Origin of the sequence: Mesorhizobium sp. M7A.F.Ca.CA.002.05.1.1, assembly GCF_003998335.1 — a bacterium.
Taxonomy (GTDB): domain Bacteria; phylum Pseudomonadota; class Alphaproteobacteria; order Rhizobiales; family Rhizobiaceae; genus Mesorhizobium.
Window position 1 is genome coordinate 1 of sequence record NZ_RZQI01000172.1, and the last position, 8,639, is coordinate 8,639.

Genomic DNA, 8,639 nt, shown 5'->3' on the forward strand with positions numbered 1-8,639 from the left:
CCCCTATTCCCCTACTCCCCTACTCCCTGCGAGCATCATGCCTTACCAATCCCCAATTTCCCCCGGCCGTTCCTGGTACGAGGACACGGCGGGACCGAGGCCCGAATATCCCGGACTGGATGGCGACCGGACATGCGATGTCGTCATCATTGGTGGCGGCTTCACCGGGCTGTCGGCGGCGGCGCATCTGGCCAAGGCAGGCACCAATGTCGTGCTGATCGACGCGTACCGCTTCGGCGATGGCGCCTCCGGGCGCAATGGCGGGCAGCTCGGCACCGGCCAGCGCGCCTGGGCCGAGGACCTGGAATCCGAGTATGGCTTGGCCCGCGCCAAGGCGCTGTTTGATCTTGCCGAAGAGGCCAAGGCGCATCTCCTCGAATTCACTGCCGCCAACCAGATCGATATCGACTATATGCCGGGCCAGCTCTCGGTGGCGCACAAGCCCCGCTATGTCGACGACTACAAGGCGCATGCCGAGATCATGGCGAGCCGTTTTGCCTACCCGCATATCTCGTTCATGGATGCCAGGGAGACGGCGGAGCGGTTGGGCTCGACCGCCTATTTCGGCGGCACGCGCGACACCGGCACCGGCCACATCCATCCGATGAAGCTGGTGATCGGCACGGCGCGGGTGGCAGCGCTTGCAGGCGCGCAGCTGTTCGAGGGGACGCCGTCGACCGGCATCATGTCCAGTGGCGGCAAGGTCAAGGTTTCGACACCGAGAGGGACGGTGATGGCCCAGAAATGCCTGATAGCGGTCAACGCCTATGGCGGCACGCTCGAGCCGGTGAGTGCGGCGCACATCATGCCGATCGGTTCCTTCATCGGTGCGACCGTGCCTCTGGGAGCGCACTCGAACGTTTTGCCGGGCGGCGAGGCGGTCGACGATTCCCGCTTCGTCGTGCGCTATTTCCGCAGATCGAAGGACGGGCGGCTGCTGTTTGGCGGACGCGAGGTCTATGGCGTCAACGATCCCTGGGATATCCACATTCACATCCGCCGCCAGATCGCGGAACTCTATCCGGCGCTCGGGGATGTCGAGATCACGCATGGGTGGGGCGGCTATGTCGGCATCACTGTGCCGAGAAAGCCTTTCGTGCGCGAAGTGATGCCCAATGTGATCTCGGCCGGCGGCTATTCCGGCCACGGCGTCATGCTGTCGAACTATTTCGGTAAACTCTATGCTGAAACCGTTGCCGGCAACCGCGACCGGCTGAAGCTGATCGAGGATCTGAAAATCCCGCCGTTCCCCGGCGGTCGGCGCTTCCGCACGCCGCTGCTGTTCCTGGCGCTCAACTGGTTTGCGTTGAGGGACAGGATCTAGCCGACCGACCTGATGTAATATTGTAATATTCATTGTAACATTTGTTGCCCGTGCGACGCATTGCGCAATTTCCCGCAAAGGCGCAGAATCCCCTATAATGGCGTACTGATGCCACAATCGCAGGCGAAAGCTGCCGGTTCTGGGCGATTGTTCGGGGATTGTTGCGGGACTGCCCGCGTTGTTTTTGGGACCTATGCGGATCAGACGCCGGACTTCCGGCACCGACCGAGAGAACGTCGGCCCGCTTATGGAGGTGGCAAGAGTGAGAGAGCCCTTCAGTTTCGGTACGCCGGAACGTCGGCGCTTTGCCATGCAGTTCGGATACGATATGCGGCCGTCCTTCTGGCAGGAAGTCCGTTCGAACTCGCATCTGGTGATCGCCGCGATCGGCACCGCCGCGCTGCTTGGCGTCGCCGCCGTGGCGCTGCGGCTGGCATTGCCGGCCAGCGACAGACAAGCGGCAGCGAGCCCCGAGCAGACAATTCCAACGGTTCCGGTGAAGACGACGAAAATAACCCCGGTTGGGGCCGCGGTCGCCGCGGCAGCCGTGCCGCAGGCGCGCAAGTCCGACGCAATTCCAACAACCGTGGCGGCCGCGCAGGCCAACATCCCCGCACTCGCCGCCAATGACCCGCGCTGGACCGGTTCCCAGCCGAAGGACGCATCCGCGTCCGATTCGACCGCTCCCAAGGCAGCGGACAAGCAAGCGGCGGCATTCGCACAGCCGGCAGCCGCTACCGATGCTGCCACCGAACTTGCCAAGGTAGCCGCGCCCAACGCAGCCGCGGGCAACCACCCCGACGGCGCACAAACCGCCGCCATCCCCGCGGTGCAGCCGCAAGAGCCAGCGGCAGAGGGGGATGACAGCCAAGCCAAGGCGAAGCCGAGGAAAGCCGCAGCCGCCGGAACAGGGCGCATCCTGAGGGCCGTGACCATGCGAAGCGGCCCGAAGAAAAATGCCGCCGCCATCGGTACGGTGCCAGCCAAAACCTCGGTGCAGGTGAAGAGCTGCAAGCAATGGTGCCAGATCACCTACAACGGCAAGACCGGCTGGATCTACAAGAGTTACATCAAGACCGGCGCGTGACGCCTGGCACTTTCAGATGCAGCGGCCGCCATCGACCTCCAGCGCCACGCCGGTGATGAAGGCGGCCTCGTCCGAGGCCAGCCAGAGTGCGGCGTTGGCGATGTCGAGCGGCGTCGAAAGCCGGCCGAGCGGGATCGATGCGCGGAACTTCTCGCGGATTTCGGGCGTATCGGCGCCCATGAATTTCTCCAGCATGCCGGTCTCGCCGGCAACCGGGCAGAGGCAGTTGACGCGGATGTTCTTCGGCGCCAGTTCGACCGCCATCGACTTGGTGGCGGTGATCGCCCAGCCTTTCGACGCATTGTACCAGGTGAGGCCGGGGCGCGGCCGCAGACCCGCGGTGGAGGCCGTGGTCAGGATGACGCCGCCGCCCTGCCGCTCCATGATCGGCACCACGGCGAGTGCCGCGTGATAGATCGCCTTCATGTTGACTGATGTTATCAGGTCGAAGGTCTCCTCGTCGACATTGAGCATATCGCCGTTGCGATGGGTGTAGCCGGCATTGTTGACCATGATGTCGATGCGGCCGAAGGCGCTTTTGGCGGCATAGACCATCTCGTCGAATTCGGAGCGTAGCGAGACATCGGTCTGGGTCCAGATCGCCGCTTCTCCGATCTCGCCGGCGACGCGTTCCGCGCCCCTGGCGTTGAGGTCGGCGACAACGACCCTGGCACCCTCCTGCGCAAAGCGCCTGGCGATGCCCTCGCCAAAACCCGACGCAGCACCGGTGATGATCGCAACCTTGTTTTCCAGACGCATGTTTTTTCCGCTCACTATTGGTGACGATCAACGGGCACGTCATTGGCGCTCATCCGCGCAAAGCCACGGCTTCTGACTGGATTGGCCGAAAGATGTGGAGCCATCGCCGATTTCTCCTTTGGCTTTCGCGTCAATCCCGCTCTATGCTGCAACTGCGAAGGCTTCCGGAGCCGCGCCTTCGACAAGCCTCCGGGTCATCGGACTGTCAAGGGGCAGGCGCATACACCCAGATGTGACACCATGGCACTGGAAAATTTAAATCGATTAGATTATATCAGCCGCGTCACAGCGACCGGCGTCAAAGCGGACAGACCATGACCAGCCAGATCATCCCCGTCGAGCCTTTCGACTTCATCATTTTCGGCGGCACCGGCGATCTGTCGGAACGCAAGCTTCTGCCGTCGCTCTATTATCGCCAGCGCGACCATCAGTTTTCGGAGCCGACACGCATCATCGGCACATCGCGCTCGAAAATGAGCGACGAAGAATTCCAGGCCTTCGCCAAACAGGCGATCTCCGAGCACGTCAAACCGGCCGACATCGACGCCAAGGAACTGAAGACTTTCCTGGCGCGGCTGTCCTACGTCTCGGCCGATGCGACGAGCGGCGCCGGATTCGACAAGCTCAAGAAGGCGATCGGCGACAGCGACCGCATTCGAGCCTTCTACCTGGCGGTGGCGCCGGCGCTGTTCGGCGACATCTCGCACAAGCTGAAAGAGCACAATCTGATCACGCCGAACTCGCGCATCGTGCTGGAAAAGCCGATCGGCCGCGACCTCGATTCGGCACGCAAGCTCAACGACCTGGTCGGCGACGACTTCCACGAAAGCCAGATCTTCCGCATCGACCATTATCTCGGCAAGGAGACGGTGCAGAACCTGATGGCGCTGCGCTTCGCCAACGCGCTCTACGAGCCGTTGTGGAATTCAGCCCACATCGACCATGTCCAGATCACCGTGGCCGAGACCGTCGGCCTGGAAGACCGCGTCACCTATTACGACAAGGCCGGCGCGCTGCGCGACATGGTGCAGAACCATATGCTGCAGCTGCTGTGCCTCGTCGCCATGGAAGCGCCATCGTCGATGGATGCCGACGCCGTGCGCGACGAAAAGCTGAAGGTGCTGCGGGCACTGAAGCGCATCAACGGCAACGAGGCGCCAAAGCACACCGTGCGCGGGCAGTATCGCGCCGGGGCTTCGGCCGGCGGACCGGTGAAAGGCTATGTCGAGGAACTCGGCAAGGACAGCAACACCGAAACCTTCGTCGCCATCAAGGCCGAGATCGGCAATTGGCGCTGGTCGGGCGTTCCGTTCTATCTCCGCACCGGCAAGCGGCTGGCGACGCGGGTTTCGGAAATCATCATCGAATTCAAGCCGATCCCGCATTCGATCTTCGGCGACAGCGCCGGACCGATCTTCGCCAACCAGCTGGTCATCCGGCTACAGCCCGACGAAGGCGTCAAGCAGTTCATCATGATCAAGGATCCGGGTCCGGGCGGCATGCGGCTGCGCCAGATCTCGCTCGACATGAGTTTTGCGCAGTCCTTCGACGGCCGCGCACCGGACGCCTATGAGCGGCTGATCATGGACGTCATCCGTGGCAACCAGACCCTGTTCATGCGCCGTGACGAAGTCGAGGCGGCGTGGAAATGGATCGACCCGATCCAGAATGCCTGGGAAAGTGCCAGGCAGGAGGCGCAGGGCTACACGGCGGGCACCTGGGGGCCATCGGCCTCGATAGCACTGATCGAGCGTGACGGGCGGACATGGCACGAGAGCAATTGAACAGCGCCGCCTACAGCTGGAACGGCTTCGCCGGGCGCCAGGAACTGGCGGCCGCCCTTGCAGATCATGCTGCAGGCAGACTGACCAAGGCGATCGCCGAGCGCGGCACGGGGTTGCTCGCCGTCTCCGGCGGCACCACGCCGGCAAAATTCTTCGCCGCCCTTTCAGCGATACCCATCGCCTGGGACAAGGTGATCGTGACGCTGGTCGACGAGCGTTTCGTGCCGGCCTCCTCGCCACGCTCCAATGCCGGGCTGGTGACCGCCAATCTGTTGCAGAACGCGGCCAAGGCGGCTCGTTTCGTGCCGCTCTATCACGAAGCCACCAGCATCGAGGATGCGGCCTCGTCCGATGATGCAGCGCTCCGGTCCTTGCCATGGCCGCTCGATGTCGTCGTGCTCGGCATGGGGCCGGACGGCCACACCGCCTCGTTCTTTCCCGATGCCGACGATCTGGCGACGCTGCTCGACCCGTCTTCCGACAGGATCGTGCTGCCGGTTCATGCGGCAAGTGCGGGCGAGCCGCGGCTGACCCTGTCGCTGGCGCGCATCGTCGAAGCCGGCTTCATCGCGCTGCACATAGAGGGTGAGGACAAGCGTATCGCCTTCGACGGCGCGGTGGCGCCCGGGCCGCGAAAGCCAATCCGTGCCGTGCTCGACGCAGCGCATAAGCCCGTAGAGGTTTTCTGGGCCCCCTGAATCTCGATTTACTCTGGTCCCGGCAAACGGCGGGAGGATGTTTCCGGGACCTCGCCTGAAAGGACCGACCGCCATGACCGCCAGACGCGACATCGAAGCCATCACCGAACGCATCCGCCAGCGCTCAAAGCCAGGCCGCGAGCGTTATCTCGGCCGCATCGCCGAGGCATCGAACCGCACCGCCAACCGGGCTGTGCTGTCGTGCGGCAATCTCGCCCACGGCTTTGCGGTGTGCAGCCCCTCGGAAAAGCTCGCGCTGGGCGCCGACAAGGTGCCGAACCTCGGCATCATCACCTCCTACAACGACATGCTGTCGGCGCATCAGCCGTTCGAGACCTTCCCCGCGCTGATCAAGGACGCGGCGCGCGAAGCCGGCGGCATTGCCCAGGTGGCCGGCGGCGTGCCGGCCATGTGCGACGGCGTCACCCAGGGCCAGCCCGGCATGGAGTTGTCGCTGTTTTCGCGCGACGTGATCGCCATGGCCGCCGCGATCGGCCTGTCGCACAACATGTTCGACGCCGCCGTCTATCTCGGCGTCTGCGACAAGATCGTGCCGGGGCTGGTCATCGCGGCACTCACCTTCGGCCATCTGCCGGCGGTGTTCATTCCGGCCGGACCGATGACGACCGGCCTGCCCAATGACGAGAAGGCCAAGGTCCGCCAGCTCTACGCCGAGGGCAAGGCCGGGCGCGCCGAACTGCTGGAAGCCGAGTCCAAATCCTATCATGGGCCGGGCACCTGCACCTTCTACGGCACGGCGAATTCCAACCAGATGCTGATGGAGATCATGGGCCTGCACACGCCGGGCGCTTCCTTCGTCAACCCCGGCACGCCGCTGCGCGAGGCGCTGACCCGCGAGGCGACGAAGCGGGCGCTGGCGATCACCGCGCTCGGCAACGCCTATACGCCTGTCGGCCGGATGATCGACGAGCGCTCGATCGTCAACGGCATCGTCGGCCTGCACGCCACCGGCGGCTCGACCAATCACACCATCCACCTGATCGCCATGGCGGCGGCGGCCGGCATAGCCATCACCTGGCAGGATATTTCCGACCTTTCGGAAGCCGTGCCGCTGCTGGCGCGGGTCTATCCGAACGGCCTCGCCGACGTGAACCATTTCCACGCCGCCGGCGGGCTCGGCTTCCTGATCCGCGAACTGCTCGACGAAGGCATCCTGCATGAGGATGTGCAGACGGTGTGGGGCGAAGGCCTGCGGCCCTATGCGGTCGAGGCAAAGCTCGGCGCCGACGGCAGCGTGGTGCGCGAGGCCTCGCCGAAGGCAAGCGGCGACGAAAAAGTGCTGGCGCCGTTCAACAAGGCATTCCAGGCGACCGGCGGCCTGAAGGTGCTGTCAGGCAATCTCGGCCACGCCGTCATCAAGACTTCCGCGGTGAAGCCGGAGCGGCGTATCATCGAGGCGCCGGCCAGGGTCTTCGACAGCCAGCAAGGGCTGAACGATGCGTTCAAGGCAGGCACGCTGACCGGTGATTTCATCGCCGTCATCCGCTTCCAGGGGCCGAAGGCCAATGGCATGCCGGAACTGCACAAGCTGACCACCGTGCTCGGCATCCTGCAGGATCGCGGCCAGCGCGTCGCGCTGGTCACCGACGGGCGCATGTCGGGCGCCTCCGGCAAGGTGCCGGCGGCGATCCATGTGACGCCGGAAGCGGTCGAGGAGGGTCCTATCGCCAGGATCCACGAAGGCGACATCATCCGGCTCGACGCCGAAGCCGGCACACTCGAAGTCCTGGTGCCGGCCGGGGAGTTCGCCTTGCGCCGGACGGCGGATGCCGATCTTATCGGCAACGAGTTCGGCTTCGGCCGCGAACTGTTTGCCGGCTTCCGGCAATTGGTCGGCCGCGCCGACCATGGCGCCAGCGCCTTCGGCACCGCTTGACGGCAGTTCTGCGTCGTTCATGAAAAAGGGCGGCACATGGCCGCCCTCTTGCGGTTGTGCATACGATTCTATTGCACGGTTAGCTCGGCTCGCTCGCCGGCCTTGACCGTCACGTTGCCTTCTTTCGAACTGTTGTCGGATTTCTCCGAAACCACGGCGTAGTCGCCCGCCGGGATCGCTGCCTGATACTTCTGGTCGAATGCATAGCCAAGCGACTTGCGGTTGCCGTTGATGTCCTTCTTGGCCTCGAAAATCTCGATCTTCGAGGCTCCGGGCGCGGTGATCGCCAGCACGCCGGCATTCATTGCGACCTTCAGATCCTGAAATTCGCCCACCTTGACGGTGAACGGCTGCTCGACGACGGCGAGATCAACCGTCGCAATCAACACATAGTCATCGGGCGGCAGATCGAATTTGCTGTCGGGTCCGTAGGCATAGGTCACCTCGTCCCTGGTTCCATCGATCTTCTTTTTTGCCTTGAGCACCTTGAAGCCGATGCCTGAACCGTCCGCCTTGTCGCCGCCCGCAGCATAGTAAGCATTGGCAACGACATGGCCAACACCGGCAACCATGTCCTTTTCCACGGTCTTGCCGGCAGCCAGCGGAATCGTCTCGGTAGCCACGCCCTGCCCGATCGTGACAGTCACCTTCTGGTCGCCGGCCGGCAACACGGCTTTCGTCGTCCCATAGAAGGTGGCGGGCATGTCGGCACCAGGATAGTCGATGACGACAGCCGCGCCATCGACGACATCCGCCCCCTCGCTCGGTCGCGGATGGATGATGAGCGTGCCGGCATTCAAGTTGAAGAGAGGCTTGTAGACCTGGCCTGCCTCGATCTTGACCTTCTGCTCGGTCTTCGCCTGGCCGTCACTGGCCACGACGATATAGTCGCCCAGTTCCAGATTGGCCTTGTAGGCGCCGTATTCGGTGCTGACGTAGTCGCCGCGCGTACCGTCGGGTTTCGCCTTGTAGATTTCCCAGGCGTTGCCGTCGGTGACGGGATCGCCGCCCTCGGCAAGCACTGCTATCGGCTGGAAATTGAAGTCCGGTTTGGCCAGCTCCGGTGCGGGCGCTGGCTCCGGTGCCGGAG

Annotated in this window: 6 protein-coding genes and 1 pseudogene; 5 read left to right on the plus strand and 2 right to left on the minus strand. The window is 63.9% G+C overall.

Going from position 1 to position 8,639, the window contains the following annotated elements; all coding sequences use genetic code 11:
• The first annotated feature begins 37 nt into the window (after window positions 1–37).
• Both EN939_RS11585 and EN939_RS11590 read left to right on the plus strand, forming a co-directional pair.
• The gene (locus EN939_RS11585; protein WP_127268125.1) at window positions 38–1,324 is read left to right on the plus strand and encodes an NAD(P)/FAD-dependent oxidoreductase; all 1,287 of its coding nucleotides are present in this window, start codon (window positions 38–40) and stop codon (window positions 1,322–1,324) included.
• 262 nt (window positions 1,325–1,586) lie between these two features.
• A complete protein-coding gene (locus EN939_RS11590) occupies window positions 1,587–2,411 on the plus strand; it encodes an SH3 domain-containing protein (RefSeq protein ID WP_164750952.1) in 825 nt (274 codons plus the stop codon).
• Window positions 2,412–2,423: 12 nt separating this feature from the next.
• On the opposite strand, the gene EN939_RS11595 is transcribed toward EN939_RS11590, so the two are convergent.
• A complete protein-coding gene (locus EN939_RS11595; protein ID WP_127268127.1) occupies window positions 2,424–3,170 on the minus strand; it encodes an SDR family oxidoreductase in 747 nt (248 codons plus the stop codon).
• A 314-nt stretch (window positions 3,171–3,484) separates the two neighbouring features.
• On the opposite strand from EN939_RS11595, the gene zwf reads away from it, so the two are divergent.
• The 3 genes from zwf to edd all read left to right on the plus strand — a co-directional run bounded on the left by zwf (window position 3,485) and on the right by edd (window position 7,549).
• Window positions 3,485–4,954, plus strand: coding sequence for a glucose-6-phosphate dehydrogenase (gene zwf / locus EN939_RS11600; protein ID WP_127268128.1), 1,470 nt, complete (start codon window positions 3,485–3,487; stop codon window positions 4,952–4,954).
• Window positions 4,936–5,652, plus strand: coding sequence for a 6-phosphogluconolactonase (gene pgl, locus EN939_RS11605; RefSeq protein WP_127268129.1), 717 nt, complete (start codon window positions 4,936–4,938; stop codon window positions 5,650–5,652). Before zwf ends, pgl begins: the two co-directional genes overlap by 19 nt.
• A gap of 73 nt (window positions 5,653–5,725) precedes the next feature.
• Complete coding sequence (edd, locus tag EN939_RS11610; RefSeq protein ID WP_127268130.1) at window positions 5,726–7,549, plus strand: phosphogluconate dehydratase; 1,824 nt, start codon at window positions 5,726–5,728, stop codon at window positions 7,547–7,549.
• Between the two features lie 68 nt (window positions 7,550–7,617).
• Here the strand turns inward: edd and EN939_RS11615 are convergent.
• Window positions 7,618–8,639: pseudogene (locus EN939_RS11615) on the minus strand (vWA domain-containing protein); the annotation flags it as partial.

Bases quoted from the DNA above. Each gene is read 5' to 3' on its own strand.
- edd (WP_127268130.1), top strand. From the start codon at position 5,726: ATGACCGCCAGACGCGACATCGAAGCCATCACCGAACGCATCCGCCAG.
- pgl (WP_127268129.1), top strand. From the start codon at position 4,936: ATGGCACGAGAGCAATTGAACAGCGCCGCCTACAGCTGGAACGGCTTC.
- zwf (WP_127268128.1), top strand. From the start codon at position 3,485: ATGACCAGCCAGATCATCCCCGTCGAGCCTTTCGACTTCATCATTTTC.
- EN939_RS11585 (WP_127268125.1), top strand. From the start codon at position 38: ATGCCTTACCAATCCCCAATTTCCCCCGGCCGTTCCTGGTACGAGGAC.
- EN939_RS11595 (WP_127268127.1), bottom strand. From the start codon at position 3,170: ATGCGTCTGGAAAACAAGGTTGCGATCATCACCGGTGCTGCGTCGGGT.